The 17,821-nt window shown below is 62.2% G+C and carries 19 protein-coding genes; 12 read left to right on the top strand and 7 right to left on the bottom strand.

The annotated features are described in order from the left end of the window. Positions 1 to 251: 251 nt before the first annotated feature. The gene (locus J4F42_03615) at positions 252 to 416 is read right to left on the bottom strand and encodes a hypothetical protein (protein MCE2484578.1); all 165 of its coding nucleotides are present in this window, start codon (positions 414 to 416) and stop codon (positions 252 to 254) included. A 180-nt stretch (positions 417 to 596) separates the two neighbouring features. On the opposite strand from J4F42_03615, the gene J4F42_03610 reads away from it, so the two are divergent. Beyond that, positions 597 to 980, top strand: coding sequence for a hypothetical protein (locus J4F42_03610; GenBank protein ID MCE2484577.1), 384 nt, complete (start codon positions 597 to 599; stop codon positions 978 to 980). A gap of 148 nt (positions 981 to 1,128) precedes the next feature. Here the strand turns inward: J4F42_03610 and J4F42_03605 are convergent, their stop codons facing one another. Continuing rightward, positions 1,129 to 1,560, bottom strand: a complete 432-nt coding sequence (locus J4F42_03605) for a PIN domain-containing protein (GenBank protein MCE2484576.1) — start codon at positions 1,558 to 1,560, stop codon at positions 1,129 to 1,131. Further along, on the bottom strand, positions 1,547 to 1,807 hold the full coding sequence (locus tag J4F42_03600) for a hypothetical protein (protein MCE2484575.1): 261 nt from the start codon (positions 1,805 to 1,807) through the stop codon (positions 1,547 to 1,549). The genes J4F42_03605 and J4F42_03600 overlap by 14 nt, the downstream gene beginning before the upstream one ends. 178 nt (positions 1,808 to 1,985) lie before the next feature. Here J4F42_03600 and J4F42_03595 point away from each other — a divergent pair, with 178 nt between their 5' ends. The 5 genes from J4F42_03595 to J4F42_03575 are packed head-to-tail and all read left to right on the top strand — an operon-like array spanning position 1,986 to position 7,828. Beyond that, positions 1,986 to 2,747 carry an SDR family oxidoreductase gene (locus J4F42_03595; GenBank protein MCE2484574.1) on the top strand — a complete coding sequence of 254 codons (762 nt, stop codon included), beginning with the start codon at positions 1,986 to 1,988 and terminating at the stop codon, positions 2,745 to 2,747. A 29-nt stretch (positions 2,748 to 2,776) separates the two neighbouring features. Next, positions 2,777 to 4,204, top strand: a complete 1,428-nt coding sequence (locus J4F42_03590) for a CoA transferase (GenBank protein ID MCE2484573.1) — start codon at positions 2,777 to 2,779, stop codon at positions 4,202 to 4,204. Continuing rightward, positions 4,125 to 4,805 (top strand): SDR family oxidoreductase, encoded by a 681-nt coding sequence (locus tag J4F42_03585; protein MCE2484572.1) that lies wholly within the window; start codon positions 4,125 to 4,127, stop codon positions 4,803 to 4,805. The genes J4F42_03590 and J4F42_03585 overlap by 80 nt, the downstream gene beginning before the upstream one ends. 9 nt (positions 4,806 to 4,814) lie before the next feature. Then, positions 4,815 to 5,762: a DMT family transporter gene (locus J4F42_03580; protein MCE2484571.1), complete on the top strand. Its 948-nt coding sequence runs from the start codon at positions 4,815 to 4,817 to the stop codon at positions 5,760 to 5,762. A gap of 11 nt (positions 5,763 to 5,773) precedes the next feature. Continuing rightward, positions 5,774 to 7,828, top strand: coding sequence for a S9 family peptidase (locus J4F42_03575; protein ID MCE2484570.1), 2,055 nt, complete (start codon positions 5,774 to 5,776; stop codon positions 7,826 to 7,828). A 230-nt stretch (positions 7,829 to 8,058) separates the two neighbouring features. On the opposite strand, the gene J4F42_03570 is transcribed toward J4F42_03575, so the two are convergent. After that, positions 8,059 to 8,487: a hypothetical protein gene (locus J4F42_03570; GenBank protein ID MCE2484569.1), complete on the bottom strand. Its 429-nt coding sequence runs from the start codon at positions 8,485 to 8,487 to the stop codon at positions 8,059 to 8,061. A gap of 445 nt (positions 8,488 to 8,932) precedes the next feature. On the opposite strand from J4F42_03570, the gene J4F42_03565 reads away from it, so the two are divergent. Then, positions 8,933 to 9,394 carry a hypothetical protein gene (locus tag J4F42_03565; protein MCE2484568.1) on the top strand — a complete coding sequence of 154 codons (462 nt, stop codon included), beginning with the start codon at positions 8,933 to 8,935 and terminating at the stop codon, positions 9,392 to 9,394. A gap of 679 nt (positions 9,395 to 10,073) precedes the next feature. Next, positions 10,074 to 11,249 (top strand): ATP-binding protein, encoded by a 1,176-nt coding sequence (locus J4F42_03560; protein MCE2484567.1) that lies wholly within the window; start codon positions 10,074 to 10,076, stop codon positions 11,247 to 11,249. An 8-nt stretch (positions 11,250 to 11,257) separates the two neighbouring features. Here the strand turns inward: J4F42_03560 and J4F42_03555 are convergent, their stop codons facing one another. Next, positions 11,258 to 11,575, bottom strand: a complete 318-nt coding sequence (locus J4F42_03555; GenBank protein MCE2484566.1) for a hypothetical protein — start codon at positions 11,573 to 11,575, stop codon at positions 11,258 to 11,260. Between the two features lie 74 nt (positions 11,576 to 11,649). Then, on the bottom strand, positions 11,650 to 12,510 hold the full coding sequence (locus tag J4F42_03550) for a metallophosphoesterase (protein MCE2484565.1): 861 nt from the start codon (positions 12,508 to 12,510) through the stop codon (positions 11,650 to 11,652). 179 nt (positions 12,511 to 12,689) lie between these two features. Between J4F42_03550 and J4F42_03545 the strand changes: the two genes are divergently transcribed. The 4 genes from J4F42_03545 to J4F42_03530 all read left to right on the top strand — a co-directional run bounded on the left by J4F42_03545 (position 12,690) and on the right by J4F42_03530 (position 16,759). Beyond that, a complete protein-coding gene (locus tag J4F42_03545; protein MCE2484564.1) occupies positions 12,690 to 13,703 on the top strand; it encodes an LLM class flavin-dependent oxidoreductase in 1,014 nt (337 codons plus the stop codon). Positions 13,704 to 13,783: 80 nt separating this feature from the next. Further along, positions 13,784 to 15,166 (top strand): MmgE/PrpD family protein, encoded by a 1,383-nt coding sequence (locus J4F42_03540; protein MCE2484563.1) that lies wholly within the window; start codon positions 13,784 to 13,786, stop codon positions 15,164 to 15,166. Between the two features lie 14 nt (positions 15,167 to 15,180). Continuing rightward, the gene (locus J4F42_03535) at positions 15,181 to 16,248 is read left to right on the top strand and encodes an LLM class flavin-dependent oxidoreductase (protein MCE2484562.1); all 1,068 of its coding nucleotides are present in this window, start codon (positions 15,181 to 15,183) and stop codon (positions 16,246 to 16,248) included. A gap of 13 nt (positions 16,249 to 16,261) precedes the next feature. After that, positions 16,262 to 16,759 carry a DUF3192 domain-containing protein gene (locus J4F42_03530; GenBank protein MCE2484561.1) on the top strand — a complete coding sequence of 166 codons (498 nt, stop codon included), beginning with the start codon at positions 16,262 to 16,264 and terminating at the stop codon, positions 16,757 to 16,759. Here J4F42_03530 and J4F42_03525 read toward each other — a convergent pair whose 3' ends face one another. Beyond that, entirely contained in the window at positions 16,760 to 17,704 is a 945-nt protein-coding gene (locus tag J4F42_03525; protein MCE2484560.1) for an LLM class flavin-dependent oxidoreductase, read from the bottom strand. Between the last annotated feature and the right edge of the window lie 117 nt (positions 17,705 to 17,821).

The raw sequence follows: 17,821 nt of genomic DNA, 5'->3' as shown, positions 1-17,821 counted from the left end.
ACTCTGGCTCCTGCGAGCAGTATAGCTCAGCAGGGGAGGAATCCCCAAGGATGTCTCCTAACTGATGACAGACCCTAGAAAACGTACGCAAGGATCTTTATGGTGCCCAGGATGTCTTTTCCTGGTCGGGATTATACAACCACACGGCGCGTGATCGCGCTGCGTTGAGCCTCGCTGCCTGGGCCACGACACGTAGGATAAACGGTTTAGATCATCTTTTTGCGCACAGCCACGGAGGGAGCGTCGCCATGTTAGGAACTCAGCGTGGTCTGGATATTGAGAAGCTCATCCTGCTGAGTTGTCCGGTTCATGACAACTATTTGCCCGATTTCAATCGTGTGAGGAAAGTCATCTCGATACGGGTGCGCCTCGACCTCGTAATCCTCGCTGGCCGAGGAGGTCAGAAATACAATCATCCCCAAATCCAGGAGCATGTTCTCCCTGTCTGGTTCAATCATTCGGCAACCCACGATCCAAATGTTTGGCAGAGGCGTAATATACCGGCTTTACTCTGAGTGGGGGAGGAGAGAAGCTTTCCTGTCTTGCCTTTCGGCTGTTAGGATATAAAGAAATACCCAGGCCGAGTGTGAAAAAAGATGCTGGTTACGAACCTCGCAAAAGTAGCACAGTTGTTCGTGTCTAAAGCGGTGTGGAATGTTACGGGTCTGGATGTGGCAGGGCGTACGCTAATCCATGCTTTGGACTCTGAAGACGAGAACATTCGTACCATAGCCGGCATCTTTCTTGTCCAAACCGGGCAGCGGGCCGAGCCTCTCCTTGAGGAGGCACTTCACAAAGGTCAGTATCTTCCAATGGTCATCAATGTTCTCGGGAGCATTGGAGACCCAAGAATAGTGTCCGAGTTGCGCCCATTTACCGAGGATAGCGACCCTGAAATCGCCCGAGCCGCCCAAGATGCAATTCAGGCCATTGATTTTGCGAGCCAATCAGGCCCCTCAGGCAGAGACCAGGATGCATAAAGACAGTTCTGGCTTTCCTCAAGACAAGCCGAGCTACGTCCGCTCGGATAACCGCTTCTAGGACGCCACCTCTTTTCGGAACAACCACCTCGGGTTCCGTCTTGTTCGGACCCTTCCTTAGCCCGTGTTTCTTCACCTTGTGATGGGCTCACTCGGCGTCTGCGGCGAAGGGGCGCAGCAGGTTGTGAAACGGTTGCGTGTCCTTCCAGCGGTAGGTGTTGAAATCGCGCTGGTCCGTGGAAAGAATACGGCCTTCTCCGAGCTCGGTCGCCGCCACCACAAGCGAGGCGTCGGCCAGATCCATCGGCAGATTCGCGTAGCGCTCCATCAACTCACGGATCACACCGAGATGTCCCTGCCCGATCTCGTGGATGTCCACGTTTTTCGAGACTTGCTCAACGAAGCGTAATTCCGCATGGACTCCCAATCGTGAGAGCAGGAGGTGGCAGGTTTCCGTCACCACCGGCCAGGTGACGACAAGGGCCTCGTTGAGGTCGCGACTGGCCTCAAGCGCGGCTGCGTGCCAGCGGTCCCGGCTATTCGCCAAAGCAAGCCAATATCCGGTGTCAGCCAAGACCATGCTTGTCTTCCAGGTCGCGTCTGAGGTAGCGCTTGTATTGGCTCGCCAAGTCTGCGGGACCGTTGGCGCAGCCCACGAAGTCGCTGCTCAACAAGGCGTCGAGCTTGTCGCGGGACCGCCCGGACTGGTGGCGGTACAACAGGTCGATGGCGCGCTTGACGATCTCGCTTGCGCTGAGCCGTGTCAGCGACTGGAGTTGGCGCAGCTTCTCCGCCCGTTCGTCATCCAATCTCGCATTGACTCGCATGTGACATCCTTTCGTGAGACGGGTCGACGCGAGTGTAGCGTGTATGACAGCGTCATACAAGTCTGTGCGTCTCTGGAGGAATGAATCTCAGGGGTGGAAAAATGTGACCTACCCGTTAAGCTCCGAGTCAGACCTGAAGGTCTTGTGCCTGTGGTCAGCAGGAGATAAGGAGGCGCATATGCGTTTTACAGACACCCGTGTCCTGGTGACGGGAGCCGGCAGCGGTATCGGCCGGGCGACCTGCCTGGCCTTTGGCAAGGAAGGCGCGGCCCTGGCTGCGGCCGACGTTGATCTCGAAGCCGCTCGGGCCAGCCTGGACACCCTCGCCGACACGGGCGCAAAAGCGGTCGCCGTACAGCTCGATGTGACCCGGCCCGACTCGGTCACGGCTGCGGTCGATCACGCGGTGGCCGAGCTGGGCGGACTCGATATCCTGGTCAACAGCGCCGGCGTGCGCGAAATCGTGGCGTTTCTGGAGCTGGATTTTGCCGAATGGCAGCGGGTGATCGCCACCAATCTGAGCGGCACGTTTTTGTGCAGCCAGACCGTTGCCCGCCACATGATTGCCCAGGGCCGGGGCGGCAAGATTGTCAACCTGGCCTCGGTCGCCGGTCTGGTCGGGGTGCCGAACCGGGCCGCCTATGTGTCCTCCAAGCACGCCGTCGTCGGGCTGACCAAGGAGATGGCCATGGAACTGGCCGAGCACGACATCCAGGTCAACGCGGTTGCGCCCGGAGTGGTGGAGACGGGTATGACGGCCGGTTATTTTGACGATCCGAATGTGGTCGCCTCGCTGCGCCGACTCCACCCGGCCGGACGCTGGGCGCAGCCCGAGGAAATCGCCAACCTGATTCTCTTTCTGGCCTCGGCCGAGGCGCATTTCATCACCGGCGCCACCTATCCGATTGACGGCGGTTTCATGGCCGGCAAGAGTTTCTGAAAGAGCTTCTGACCCGTGGGGGAATACGCATGGCAGGTCAACAACAGATTCTCGAAGGTATCCGGGTGCTCGATTTTACCCAGTGGCTGGCCGGCCCGCAGGCTACCCGGCTGATGGTTGATCTGGGCGCCGAGGTCATCAAGGTCGAGCTGCCGCCCAGGGGCGAGCACAGCCGCCATATCCGCATCGTGCCCAAGGACGGCAAGGACGGCGCCACGCCGAGCTACTTCGTCATGCATAACCGGGGCAAAAAGAGCCTGGGGGTGGATGTGAAGACGCCCCAGGGCCAAGCCCTGATCAAACAGCTGGTCAAAAATGTGGATGTAGTGTTCGAGAACTTCACGCCCGGCATCATGGCCAGCTATGGCCTCAGCTATGACGAGCTGTCGGCGATCAACCCGTCCCTCATCATGTGCTCGGTCTCGACCTACGGCCAGACCGGGCCGTACTCGCGGCGGATCGGCAACGATCTGGTTGCCCTGGGGGTCGGCGGCTTCCTGCACATGATCGGCGAGCCGGACGACTATCCGGCCTATCCGGGCTCGGCGGTCGGCGATCATATGGCCGCGCTGAACGCCTTTGGCGCGATCAACGCGGCGCTGTTCCACCGTGAGCGCACCGGCCAGGGACAGTATATTGATCTGGCGCTGGTCGATTGCACCTATAACGCCCACGACTGGGCCCTGGCCGCCTACAGTATCACCGACGGGCAGGTTGACCCGCAGCGGGGCGGTAACCAGCGCAGCGGCGCCTTTCCCTACGGCTCGTTCAAGTCAAAGGACGGCTATATCGCAATTGGTCTGATTACTGAGGACCACTGGGTGACTCTGGTCACACGCATGGGCCGCGAAGAGCTGCTGGCCTCGCCCGAGTTCAAGACCAACCGCTGGCGCATTCAGAACGCGGACGCGCTCAGGGTCATGATCGAGGAGTGGTTGCAGTCGCTGCCGAGCGACGAGGAGGCTATCCGCATCATGGCCGACGAGCTGCGGCTGCCGGTCGCGCCGATTCTGTCGATCGGTCAGTTTGCCGAGAACCCGCACCTGAGCGCGCGTATGATCGAAAAAACGCCCAACCCAGATTATGGCGAGCTGCTGCTGCTCAAGTCGCCGCATAAGTTCTCCAAGACCCCGCCACGCATTCCGGGTCCGGCGTCCCGTCTGGGCCAGCATAACGCCGAGCTGTTGCGCGAGCTGGGCGGCTATTCGGACGAGCAGATCCGCGACTTGCAGGAACAGGGCGTCCTGGTTGAGGAGGTCAGCGATGCAGCTCCAGAACCAGACGGCCCTCGTGACCGGGGCGGGCCAGGGAATCGGTCGGGCGATTGCCCTGCGTTTTGCCGCCGAAGGGGCGGATATTGCCATAGCCGACCTGAATATGGAAACCGCCCAGGCCACGGCCGAGGACATCCGCCAGCTCGGGCGTCGGGCCTCTGTCCACCACACCGACGTGAGTGACTACGACCAGGTCCAGGCGCTCGTTGAGGCCACGGTCGAGGCATTGGGCAAGATCGACATTCTGGTCAACAATGCCGGCATCGGCAAAGGCCAGCGTTTCCTGGAAGTCAGCAAGGAAAACTGGCAGCGCCATATCAATATCCACCTGTCCGGTTCGTTCTACTGCGCCCAGACTGCGGCCCGGGAAATGGCCAAGCAGGAGTACGGCCGGATTGTCAATATCGCGTCCGTGGCCGGCCTGATGGGACCCATCAACCTGGCGCCCTACGGCGCGGCCAAGGCCGGCATCATCGGCCTGACCCGCTCGGCCGCGCTCGACCTGGCCGACTACGGCATCACCGTCAACGCCATCGCACCCGGCCCGATTGAAACCGAGCTGCTGAAAACCTGGCCGCCGCACGCCCTGCGCGAGCGCGCCCAGCACATGCCCATCGCCCGTCTCGGTCAGGTTGAAGAAATTGCCCACGCGGCCCTGTTTCTGGCCTCGCCCGACTCAAGCTTCATTACCGGCACGGTCCTGGTGGTTGACGGTGGCGGGGTGGCCGCCGGCTCGTATATGGTCGAAAAATACCGCCAGCGCAAACAGCACGAGAATGGATAAGCCCCGACGATGATCAACGCGCCCTTCAAGGCTGTCTGCTACATGCTGGCGACTATCGCCCTGCTGTCGGTCAGCGACGCGGCGGCAAAGTGGCTGGTGCCGCACTATCCGGCCGTCCAGATTGTGTTTCTGCGGGCGCTGCTGGGCGTGGGGCCGGCGCTAGTGCTGGTGGTGTGGGAGCAGGGGCGCCGGGGGCTGGCGACCTCCTACCTGTTCGCCCACACGGTTCGCTCGGTGCTGATGTTGGTGTCGTGGCTGCTGTTCATCGTCGCCCTGCGTTCCATCTCGTTGGCCAACGCCTACACCCTGGTGTTTGGCGCGCCCCTGTTCATGACCCTGTTCGGTCGCATCTTTCTGGGCGAGCGGGTTTCCCGCTCGCGCTGGGTGGCCGTGATCGGCGGGTTTGTGGGCGTGCTGATCGTGCTGTCGCCGGCCAGCCTGGGCTTCAGTTTTGCCGCCCTCATTGCCCTGTTGGCCGCGGTGGTCTGGGCGGTGACCAGCCTGGTCGCCCGGCGTCTCAGCCAGCACGAGCCGAGCACCCGGATTCTGTTCTACTACATGGCCATCAGTGCGGTTGCGACCCTGCCGTTTGCCGCCGCCGGCTGGACGCCCATCGCTCTCGGCCACGTGCCGCTCTTTCTGCTCACCGGCCTCATCGGGGTTGCCGCCCACTGGCTGCTGGCCCAGGCGTTTCGCTACGGCGAAGTTTCGCTCATCGCGCCGTTTGAATACACCGGTCTGGTCTGGGCTATGGCCCTGGGTTACTGGCTGTGGGGCGACGTGCCGAGCAGCGGCGTGTTGGCCGGCGGCGCGCTGATCATCGCCAGCGGCATCTACATGGTCCGCCACGAAGGCGGGTCGGGGCGGACCGAGGAGGAGCAAGACGAGGAGCAAGACGAGGAGCCGACGCCCAGCCCATCCCCAGTATCATCTGCCTCTTCTGCGTCCTCGTCCTAACAGGAGCCCGCATGCCCGCCCCCAGCCCGCCGAAGGCAACCCCGATTCATCACAAACTGACCGTTCATGGCCATACCCGGATCGACCCCTACTACTGGCTGCGGGAAAAGGGCAATCCTGCGGTCATCAGCTATCTGGAAGCCGAAAACGCCTATACCGAGGCGGTCATGGCGCATACGACCGAGCTGCAAGACAGCCTCTACACCGAGCTGCTGGGCCGCATCCAGGAGACCGATCTGGCCGTGCCGGTAAAACTGGGCGCCTTCCTGTACTACTCGCGGACCGAAGAGGGCCGGCAGTATCCGATATATTGCCGCAAGTCTGACCGCCCAAAGGCTGAGGAGGCGATCCTGCTCGACCTGAACGCCGAGGCCGAGGGCCACGACTACCTGCGGCTGGGGGTGTACGAGATAAGCCCCGACCACCGCCTGCTGGCCTACTCGCTCGATACCACCGGCTCGGAAGACTATACGGTGTACGTCAAGGACCTGAGCAGCGGTGCGCTGTTGGCGGATCGGATTCCCAACACCAGCTATGCGGTCGAGTGGGCCAACGATAACCGGACTTTGTTGTACACCACCCAGGACACGGCCAAGCGCCCCCACAAGGTGTACCGCCACCGGCTGGGCAGCGACCCGGCCGAGGATAGCGAGCTGTACCACGAGGCCGATGAGCTGTACCGGGTCCACCTGTATAAAACCAAGGATCGGGCCTACCTCGTGCTGTCAATCGACAGCATCGAGACCAGCGAGGTCTGGCTGCTGTCTGCGGACGCGCCTGATAGGCGCTTTCGACTCATTCAGCCGCGCCAGACCGGCCTGCGCTACCACGTCGAACACCGGGATGGGCTGCTGTATATCCTGACCAACGCCGCAGCCAAGAACGGCCGGCTGGTGACCGCCCCGGCCAAGGATCCGGCCAGGAGAAACTGGCGCGAAGTCGTGCCCCACCGGACAGCGGTCAAGCTCGACGACATGGATGTCTTTGCCGACTATCTGGTCTTGTACGAGCGTGAGAACGGGCTGCGCAGTCTGCGCGTCCACCATTTTGCCAGCGGCCAGGACCGGCCGGTGTCTTTTCCTGAGCCGGTCTATACCTACGCCCAGGCCGAGAACCCGGAGTTTGACACCCACACGCTGCGCTTTACCTATATGTCGCTGACCACGCCCGACTCGGTGTTCGATTACGATATGGCCCAGGGCATCCGGACCCTGCGCAAGCAAAAGCCGGTGTTGGGCGATTTCGACCCCGCCGCCTACCGCTCCGAGCGGGTGTTTACCACGGCTCAGGACGGCACCCGTATCCCGATCTCCCTGGTCTACAAAACCGGCTTTCGTCGTGACGGCTCCCACCCCTGCCTGCTGTACGGCTACGGTTCCTACGGCTCCAGCCTCGACCCCTGGTTTTCCAGCAATCGGCTGAGCCTGCTCGACCGGGGCTTTGTGTATGCCCTGGCCCACATTCGGGGCGGCGAAGAGATGGGCCGCGAGTGGTATGAGCAGGGCAAGATGTTGCACAAGAAACACACCTTCACCGACTTCATCGCCTGCGGCCAGACCCTGATCGCCGAAAACTATACCTCCAGCCGGCGGCTGGCCATCATGGGCGGCAGTGCCGGCGGTCTGCTGATCGGGGCGGTTATCAACATGGCCCCGCGTCTGGCGGCGGTGGCGGTGGCTCAGGTGCCGTTTGTCGATGTCGTCACGACCATGCTGGACGAATCCATTCCGCTCACGGTCGGTGAGTATGAGGAGTGGGGCAACCCCCGGCTCAAGGCCTACTACGACTACATGCTGTCGTATTCGCCGTACGACAATGTGGCAGCCCAGCCATACCCGCACCTGCTGATCACGGCCGGGCTGAACGATCCCCGGGTCCAGTACTGGGAGCCGGCCAAATGGACGGCCAAGCTGCGGGCGACCAAAACCGACGACACGCGTCTGGTGCTGAAGACCAACATGGGGGCCGGCCACGGCGGCGCTTCGGGCCGCTACGACCTGCTGAAAGAAATCGCCTTCGAGTACGCCTTCATCCTGGACGCCTTAGCCAGCCCGAACGCCGATTAGCGCGAATTTCACATCAAGACCGCTACTGCTGCTTGTAGGACTCATAAGCCGACCGCACGACCTCCTCGGCCAACTTGCCCCGGATACCGTAAGAGCGAAGATCATCTTTCCAGCCATATTGGTCCCACATCGCATCGCTGGCTAGAGCAAATTACGATCCTGTGTAGCTGCCTGTCATTCCTGCGCAAGCAGGCATCCAGCCTCCGAGCCCCCCGCCGCTGGATGCCGGATCACGTCCGGCATGACGAGAGCGGAACGGTTTGGCTACAGCCTAACGTAAAAGGCTCTAGCCAATTCCCCCAGAAGAAGACGCCATTTAAGACGCCTGGGTGCTGCGCCATGGTGTTGAGCAGGGCCTGGTACATATTGGCCTGGGTTTCCCATCCGTCGTCTTTCCCGTTCCCGTTCGCGTCAGAAAAGACATAGGGTTGGAGGAACGAAACACTCTGATCATAGGGCGCTGCAACCGCCTCCATCGCGCCATATTCGAGAAACACAAGGGGCCGATCCGGATTGCGGGCGGCCAGCGGCAGGAGATAGTCCTGAAAGATCTGCTCGTAACTCGCTTGGAGGGCGGCGACGCTGAGGACCGTCGTGGGCACAGCATCCGTGAGTGGGAAATAGGCATAGGCACTGATGCCTACGATGTCGAGTTCCAAATCGTCCTGCAGATGGGTGGGGTTTGGGCCGTAGAAGCCCGCCGGCGATGAGCTGGGAGTGGTGCATGGCGTAGGTCAGCCGGCCACTGTACGGCCTGGACCCGGGCGACCATGGCTTGGAGTTGCTGGTACTGTTGTGCAGTTGACACGGCCCGGCATTCCGTGTTCTCAGAGGAGGGAGGGATATCCGGGAAGCAGCGCTGATGTCCCAACGTGTCCTGCGCCGAAGTGCAAGTTCGACGCAGGACCCAGACACCGCTCGATGATACGATTGGAGCAGTACTGGACAGACTGATTGTATCTATCGGGTGGAAAAAGGAAAGTCCGCTCGATGCCCCAGACGATCAGTCGAGGTCTCTTTTTCCTTCTTCTTGCAGGATTTATCACGGGTGGCACGTCAGTCATTTGGCTGGAGGAAGATGCTCCGCTAGCCCTTCAGAGAGACGTGCCCCCAGCCAATCCATCTGCCTCTCAGACCGAGGTCGGCCAAGCTAGTACGCCAACCCCGATTGACGGGAGCCGCACCCTCACGCTGGCCCAGCAGAACGAACAGGTCAGACAGTATCGGGCCAAGACGATCGTCTTGTTCAAGGAACTCATGCAGCTCAAACGGCAGGAAGTCATCGTGTTCAGTGTGTTCGAGAGTGGCGCAGGAGGTCGGGGGTGCGGTATGGACAATCCGCCCACGCACGACTGGTTGCAGCAGGTCCGGCGGCATGTGACAGGCGTCACACCACAAGGCGTCACGTGCTGGGAGGCCGATCAGCCCCTGAGCCTCTTCCTCTCTGTCTGTGACAGAGAGCTGCTGTACTTTGTCGATGCCGGTGCGGATGCGTTTAACGCGCTGGCTCTCCGGTTCTGGCTCCTGACCATTTGTACCGAGCATCCAAGGGCGTGCGGGCCATAATGCAGGTCGATAATTCCTCCCTGTACGCCTGTCGATGAAGCAGATTACCATGCCTCGGTTTCATGCTGCTTGCTCCGTTTTTCGTGCTGATGCTCGCGGCCGGGTTCCCGAACGAAAGAGACGCGAATGATGCGTTTTGCACCCAGGTCGGCGGACAGCGGGAGGTTCGTCACGTCTACGACTACCCAACGGGCTCTGCCTATGTGGTCGTAGATTGTGAGACGGAGGAGCGAGTGTATGAGGGCGGGCTTGACAAGCGGTCGAGCCTTGACAGCGTGCAGCAGGCGTTGTTCTTTGCGCATGTCACGGGCAAAGAACAACGCCGTGGTGATCTATGACACAGACGGCCAGATCGGACCGTATGAATACCGGATTCGTGTGGCCTGCGAGTTAGCTGAGGTAGAATATCTGACGAAGGACCTCTCCACCGAGGCGCGGGCTGGAAGAGGTCAACCTCATGTCAAATGATCTCGGAGGATAGGCAAGATGATAACTTTGCCTGCCCCAGTGCCAGTCTTTGCGCGTGGCGGTTGTGTGCCATCGAACGCCGCCATTGCGCTGTTCAAACACCGACAAGCAGGGGCAAAGTCGGCCAGCACCCTCAAGTGGGGACTGGACAGCTGACCATTATCCGTAAAATAGACTTTATAAATTGTCATTAGTGGGCTAAGCTCCCAAAATGGCTGAAAGAAATCGTCTTCTTGTCAAAATTATTCAAGACCGTCTGGCCGAAAAACAGCCGTATATCCAAGTCCTTGTCGGGCCACGTCAGGTTGGAAAGACGACGGCCCTCCGGGCGGCGCTCGGTCAGCGCGGGGTCTATCATTCCGCGGATTATCCGACCCCGCTGCCGGCCGAGGTCATAGCGGAATGGTGGGCTGAGGCCGAGCGCGCCCCAGCGCGGATTTTAGCCGTTGATGAAGTCCAGAAAATTACCAACTGGGCTCCGGCGCTCAAAGCGGCCTGGGACCGGGGAACGGGCATCAAAGTTATTGTGGCTGGCTCTTCGGCGCTGCTTGTTGAAAAAGGCTTGACCGAAACCCTGGCCGGGCGTTTTGAGCTGATACGCGCCGAGCACTGGAATTATCAGGAAGCCCGGCATGTCTTTGGCCAGTCGGTCGCAGAGTTTATCGAATTCGGCTGTTATCCGGGTGCCGCTCCACTGTTGGCCGATATTCCACGCTGGGGAGCCTATGTGAGGGACGCGATTGTGGAACCGGCTTTGGGTAGGGACCTGTTGCAGTTGCACCCCGTTGGGTCGCCGGCTTTGCTACGCCAGGTCTTTGGCGCGACTGTTGCCTTGCCGGCCCAGGTGCTGAGCTTGGCCAAACTCCAGGGACATCTGCAAGAGCGGGGCAGCCTGCCAACCCTCCAACAGTATCTGCGTCTCTTGGCCCACGCCTTTCTGGTGACCGGCGTGGAAAAATACAGCGCTTCGCTGTTCCGCAGCCGGAAGAGCAGCCCCAAATTGATCGCGCACGACAATGCCTTGCTGCGGGCTTTTGAACGCCCAATCATCGCCCCGCTCACTGCCGAACGTTTTGGCCGGTATTTTGAGAATGCCGTTGGCGCGCGGTTTATCGAAGCCGGTTGGGAAACCTTCTACTGGCGGCACCGACACCACGAGGTTGATTTTGTGGTGATCGGTCCCCTCAATCAGCGCTATGCAGTAGAGGTGAAAACCGCGCCCACCGATCTCAAGGGGCTCAGCGGCGTGTTTGCATTTTGTAAACTCCACCCGGATTTTGCACCCCGTCTGGTCAGCCTGCACGATCAGCAGCTTGCCGGCGTCGAAACCTTGACGGTTGCCGAGGTGCTGAGCCTGAACCGACTGTCACAGGAGCACGCAGTCTGACGGGCCGCTCAGGAGGTCAGCTTGACTAAGGCGACGGTGAGACTGACGGTCAGGCCGACAATGCCGGCGGCCATTGCCCGCAGGTGACGGTAGAGTCGGGCTTCTAAGGCGAAAAGGTCGGCCTTGCCCTCGGCGATGTCGCCCTCGAGTTCCGCCCTGACTTGGGCGATGTCACTCTGCAATTCAGCCCTGACCTGAACGACCTCGGCCTTGACTTCCGCGATCTCGGTCCTGACTTCCGCCAAGTCGGCTCTGGTGGCGACATTTTCGCCTACGGCGTCGCCGACCGTTGCAACGACGGCTTCGGCCTGCGCCAGCCGTCCCACTTGGAAGCGCTGGTCGGCTTACGCCCAGTAGTGGGCAGTGCGTAGACCATTTCGCCCAGGCGGACAAGCCGTCCTCAGCGGTGCCACTCCGGTCCGGCCCGGCCGCCGACCGGGGCGGACGGGCCGGGTAGAATCTGGCGCAGATAGTGTCCGATGCCTTTGTCCTGTTTCCAGTGGTGGGGATAGCCGAGCGAGACCTCCTCAAAGCGTACCCCGTCGCGCCAGTCGGTCGCCCGCATATGCAGGTGGCCGGACACCATGGCCAGGACCCGGAAGCGTTGGTGCCAGTCCTCGGTGTGTGCGGTTCCGCACCAGATCGCAAAGCGCGGAATCCGGGCCAGGCGGATCAGATCCTGACGGAACGGAAAATGATTCACCAGCACCAGCGGATACTCGTCTGACACGCGTGACAGACGCTCTTCGGTCAGCCGGTAGCGCGCCTGACACCAGGCCGGGATGGAGGGGTAGGGGGCGGGCGACAGCCGCCTTTCATCGGCGCACAGCACGCCCGATTCCTGGGCCCAGGCCACCGCCTGATCGGCTGGAACATGGGCCGGCCGGAAGCTGTAATCGTACAGCAAAAACAGCGGGGCCAGGACACACGGCCCGCCCTGGCCGGTCCAGACCGGATACGGGTCTTCGGGGGTCAGCACCCCATGCGAGCGGCACACGGAGACGAGCTGGTCATATTTTGCCTGGCCGCGCACCGGGGAGCCGTCGGTCGGTGTTGTCCATAGCTCGTGGTTGCCGGGCACCCACACGAGCTGGCGAAAGCGGGGGCTCAGCAGCCGAAAGGCGAAGCTCAGATGCTCGACCGTCTCGCCCACATCGCCGCCCAGGATCAGCCAGTCCTGGGGATGGGCGGGCAGCTGCTCCAGTGCCTGGCGGTTGGCTCTGTAGCCGAGGTGCAGGTCGCTGATTGCGTACAGTTTCATCCGTGCGTCCCTAGACCCAAACACGCTGCGGGCTGTTTGCTCACGGCGTTGGGTGGGCAATCCTAGCGGATTCTCAAGCCCGGGGCTATGCTGAGACACGCGCCCGGCAATGGACAAGCTGTGGGCTTTTTGCTTTGTTGAGGAAGCCCCGAGCGCCAACACCCACAAGGAGAACGGCCATGCTTCCTGTCGGCTATCTACCGTGCACCCAGGACCCCCCGTCCGGGCAGAATATGACCCGGGTGATTGATGAACTCCTCGCCGAAGCCCAGGCGGCCGAAGCCAGTGGCTGGGACGGCTGTTTCATTACCGAACACCACCAGCAGGAGGACGGCTATCTGCCCAACCCGCTGCTGCTGGCCGGCTTGATCGGCATGAAAACCCAGCGCCTCAAAGTCGGCACCTGCGTGCTGCTGATGCCGCTCCACCATCCCGTTCATGTGGCCGAGGACTGCGCGGTGATCGATACCGCAACCCGGGGACGGCTGGTGCTGAGTATCGGCGTCGGCTATCAGCCGCACGATTTCGATGCCTTTGGCGTACCCATCACCGAGCGGGCGACCCGGACCGAAGAGGCCATGGATGTCATTCGTCGTGCCTGGACGGGTGAGCGCTTTTCCTACCAGGGCCGGCACTTTCAGTACACCGACACCTTGATCACGCCGTCCCCGGCCCAGCAGCCCGGACCGCCGATCTGGATGGCGTCGTGGACGCCGGTCGGCCTGCGCCGGGCGGGCCGGATGGCCGATGGCTGGATCGCCGACCCGGTTCAGTCGCTGCCGGTGATTAAGGATTACGCCACCCGCTACCGTGCCGCAGCGGAAAAGGCTGGTCGCACGCCGCATATCTGCCTGATGCGCGACGCGGTTGTCGCCGACAGTATGGAGGCGGCCGAGGCGGCCAGTGAGCCGACCATGTACACCCACCGTTTTTACTTTCAGTACGGCGCCTATGTGCCCGACGCGTATCTGAAAGATGTCAAAAAACCGGAAGATCTGAGCTTCGGCCAGACGGCCAAAGACCGGTTGATTGTCGGCGGACCGGACGACTGTCTGGAGCAGCTGCTGCACTGGAAAGAAGAGATCCGGCCCGATTACCTGATCCTCCGCTTTCGTCAGCCCGGCGGCCCGTCGCACGAGGCAACGCTCCGGGCCATCCAGACCTTTGGTGAGCAGGTGATTCCGAAGCTGTGAGGGACGGACGGGCAAAGGCAAACGGCAAAGGGCAAATGTCAAAAGTGTCCCGACGGGACTGACAGACTGTGAGGCTGGCTATGGATACTCCCCTGACCCGCCAACTGGCGGCCTTCTGCCACGGCCTGGATTTCGACCAACTGCCCCCGGACGTGCTGGATCGGGCCAAGTATTTTTTCCTCGACTATCTGGGGGTGGCGGTACGCGGCTCGCTGTCCGAGTCGAGCCAGCCGGTGTATCGGCTGGCCGCCGGATCGGAAACTCCGGGCGGCGGGACACTCCTGGGCCGGCCTGAAAAGACTGCCGTACCCTACGCGGCCCTGGCCAACGGCACGGCCGCCCACAGCCTGGAGCTGGACGATACCCACCAGGCCGGCTCGATTCATCTGGGGGTGAGTGTGTTTTCCGCAGCCCTGGCCGTGGCCGAGCAGCTCGGGGCGAGTGGACCGGCCTTTCTCAGCGCTGGGGTGGCCGGCTTTGAGGCGGCGGCGCGTCTGGCCATGGCGCTCAGACCCCAGGCCCACTACGCCCGCGGCTTTCATCCGACCGCAACCTGCGGCACGTTCGGGGCGGCGGTCAGCGCCGGCCGGCTGCTGGGCCTGAGCCCCGACCAGCTGCTGTCCGCCATCGGCATTGCCGGCAGCCAGGCCGCCGGCTCGATGGAGTTTCTGGCCGAGGGTGCCTGGACCAAACGGCTGCATCCGGGTTGGGCAGCCTTCAGCGGCATCCACGCCGCGCTGCTGGCCAAGGCCGGCTTTGTCGGACCGGCTACGATTCTTGAGGGGCGGGACGGCTTTCTCAAAGCCTACTCTGACGATCCCGACCCCAGCCGGCTGAGCGTCGGCCTGGGCAGCGACTTCCAGATTTTGCACACCGCAGTCAAACCCCACGCCTGTTGCCGCTACACCCAGGCCCCGATTGATGCGGTGCTGGACCTCGTCCAGCGCCACCAGCTGCGACCCGACGCTGTCCGCAGCGTCACCATCGGTATGCTGGAAACGGGCATTCCCGTGATCTGCGAGCCGACCGAACGGACCTACCACCCGACCAACGTGGTCGAGGCGCAGTTCAGCCTGCCCTTTGGCGTGGCGGTGGCGATCAGCCGGCGGAGGGCCGGGCTGGAGGAGTTTTCCCCGGCGGTGCTGCACGACGCCGAGGTGCAAGCCCTCATGTCCAGGGTGGCCTATACCCCCGACCCGACCCTGGAAGAACACTTTCCCCGTGAATGGCCGGCCTGGGCGCGGATACGGCTCGGCGATGGTCGTGAGGTCAGCACCCAGGTGCGCTTTCCCAAGGGTGACCCGGACAACCCACTGTCGTGGCAGGAACTCATCGACAAGTACCACGGCCTGGTCGGTAGCGTGTGGGGGACGGCCCAGGCCGAGCGAGTCGAAGACGCGGTCCAAGGGCTTGAGCACCAGACCAGCATGCGGGCGTTCGCCGGCCTGCTGTCGGCGGAGTGAGGAGGAGGCACGCAATGGATTTTGGCTTTGTCGGTTTTGGTTCGGTCGAGGCCTACAAGGATGTGGTGCGGGCCGAGCGGCGCGGGTTTTCGCACGCCTGGCTGTACGACTCCCAGATGTTGACCAGCGATGTGTACGCGGCGCTGGCCCTGTGCGCGGACAAGACCAAGTCGATCAAACTCGGCCCCGGCGTGACCAACCCGGCCTCGCGGATCGCGCCGCTGACGGCGTCCTCGATTGCCTCGATCAACGCCCTGGCGCCGGGCCGCGTTATCCTCGGCATCGGCACCGGCAATACAGCCCGGCGGACTCTGGGTATGCCGGCCGCTCGGGTGGCCGACATGCGCGCATACATCGAGGTGTGTCAGGGCCTGCTGGCCGGCAAGACTGTGCCGTATCACGAGGGTGAGCGGCGGCGGATGATTACGTTTCTGAATCCCAAGAGCGGGGCGATCAACCTCCGCAGAAAGGTGCCCGTCTATGTGGCCGGCAGCGGACCCAAGAGCCTGGAGACGGCGGGCGAGATTGCCGACGGCGTGATCCTGTTCGGCGCGGTCAGCCCCAGCCTGATTCGCTTTGTGCTCGACCACGTCAAACGCGGTGCCGAGCGGGCGGGACGCAACCCCAGGCGGCTCTATACGGTGTGCATGACCGCGTTCCATCTGACCAAGCCCGGAGAAAAGCTGGAAACCGCCGCAGTCCGCACAGCGGTCGGCCCGTTTGTGGCCTCGTCGAGCAATCTGTACGCCTTTTCCTGCCCGGACCCCGCCGTCCTGCCCGACGATTTGCGGGATGACCTGATGGCCTTCAAGTACGCCTACCGCGCACCCGAGGGGTCGGTCGAGACCCGCCACCTCACCCTCTACCGTGACTATCTGCGCGGCCTCAAAAAAGAGCACATCCCGCTGATCACCGAGAAGATGATCCGGGCGACGACCCTGACCGGGACCCGCGACGAGGTGATTGCGTCAATCCGGGCGATGCAAAAGGCCGGGATCAAGCAGGTGGCGATTCAGCCGGTGGCCGACCCCCAGCAGACGATTACGTCATTTTCCAAAGCCATCATGCAGAACATGACGTAAAGGGGAGGGCGACATGGGCTCGACAGCTGTCCGCGCTCAGGTGAACCGACCGACGGGAAGAGGGCAAGCGGGCGACGTGCGCGGGACGCTGCTGAGCAAGGCGTGTGGTCTGTTCGGTATCGTGGCGATGCTGGGCGCCTGCACGGCGTCCAGTATTGACCGGGCGACCGCGCAGTATGATGCGGTCGAGCACCAGATCGCTCTCGGTGACGCCAAAGACCAGGTCCTGTCCATTCTCGAACCAACCCAGGCATCCCTGCCCCGCAACGCGCGGAAAAAGCCCGACCGCTACCTCAAAGACGGCGTGCATGTAGAGATATTCTATATGCGAACCAGCCACCAGCGGGACGGCATTACGACTGACGACGAGTTCACGCCCTACATCTTCAACGACGGCAAGCTGGTCGGCATCGGCTGGCACCTGATTGGCGGTATCAAGAGCCACGCCCAGGTCAGACCGCGTTCGGACCCGCCCCTCGGATTTGGACACAGAAGGATCATTATCTACTGACTACCGAAACGCGGGCATCACCTCGCTGGCAAACAGCTCCAGGGTATCCAGAAAATCGTCCTGGGCCATATCGCTGAAGACCATCGTGAACAGGCTGACACCCTTGGCATTTTTCTCTTTGATGCCCTCGATGACCTGGGCCGGCGTGCCGCGCAGGGCCGTCTTGTCGAGGTCGGCCAGGCGTCCCAGGGTCTTTTTGGCGATGGGCCATTTGGCCTCAAAGGCCGGTTCATCCTTACCCAGCACCACCACCACCTGTTCGGAGATCTCGATCTCTTGGGGGTCGCGTCCGACCGTGTTGCAGTGTTCGGTGATGACGCCCCACTTCTTTTCCAGGCGGTGGGCGACCGCAGCCGGGCAGTTCCAACGGTCGGCGTGCTGGGCCACGGTTTTGAGCATCTTGCGCTCGGCGGCCGCGCCAATGGTGATGGGCGGATAGGGCTGCTGGACCGGTTTCGGGTTGTTGTAGGCATTGCTGATCGTATAGTGCTCGCCCTGGTAGGAGGCTTTGTCCTCGGTGAACATCTTCTTGATGATCTCGACCCCCTCTTTCAGCTGATTGGCCCGCGTGCCGCCGGACGGAAACTCGTAGCCGTAGCCCAGATACTCGGCCTTCATCCAGCCCGCGCCCAGCCCGAGTTCGAGCCGGCCCTGGCTGATGTTGTCGAGCGAGGCAGCCATCTTGGCCAGAAAGGCGGGGTTGCGAAACGAGTTACACATTACCAGACTGCCGATCCGAATCGTGTTGGTAGCGGCGGCCAGCGCCGACATGAGCGTCCAGCCCTCCAAAAAATCGATCTGCGGAAGACCGCCGACCCACATGTGATCGGTCACCCAGATGGAGTGAAAGCCGGCTTCCTCGCAGGCCAGGGCGCGCTCGCTGATGGCCGGGAAGGGGAGGCCGACCTGGGGCTGAAACAGACCAAATTGAATGGGGCGTGTCATGCTGTCCTCCTTTGTTCCAGCAGTCAGCTATCAGCCCCACCCGCAAGATACAAGAACGCCGCGCCAGCGGGCGGGGCCTTCTTCTTGACTTTAGGCAGGGCCGGAGGAAAGATGCCG

It is taken from the genome of Desulfurellaceae bacterium, from assembly GCA_021296095.1.
Classification (GTDB): Bacteria; Desulfobacterota; Binatia; order Bin18; family Bin18; genus JAAXHF01.
Note: the sequence above shows the minus strand (reverse complement) of the source record. Positions and strands in the feature narration are given on the sequence as shown.